Genomic DNA, 342 nt, shown 5'->3' on the forward strand with positions numbered 1-342 from the left:
CGTAGGGGAACCTGCGGTTGGATCACCTCCTTACCTTAAAGAAGCGTTCTTTGTAGTGCTCACACAGATTGTCTGATAGAAAGTGAAAAGCAAGGCGTCTTGCGAAGCAGACTGATACGTCCCCTTCGTCTAGAGGCCCAGGACACCGCCCTTTCACGGCGGTAACAGGGGTTCGAATCCCCTAGGGGACGCCACTTGCTGGTTTGTGAGTGAAAGTCACCTGCCTTGATATCTCAAAACTCATCTTCGGGTGATGTTTGAGATATTTGCTCTTTAAAAATCTGGATCAAGCTGAAAATTGAAACACTGAACAACGAAAGTTGTTCGTGAGTCTCTCAAATT

Annotated in this window: 1 tRNA gene; it reads left to right on the plus strand. The window is 47.1% G+C overall.

Going from position 1 to position 342, the window contains the following annotated elements:
- Positions 1-118 precede the first annotated feature (118 nt).
- Positions 119-194, plus strand: a tRNA-Glu gene (locus ABZJ92_RS22370).
- Positions 195-342 lie beyond the last annotated feature (148 nt).

It is taken from the genome of Shigella sp. FJ200513, from assembly GCF_040495915.1.
Classification (GTDB): Bacteria; Pseudomonadota; Gammaproteobacteria; order Enterobacterales; family Enterobacteriaceae; genus ECMA0423.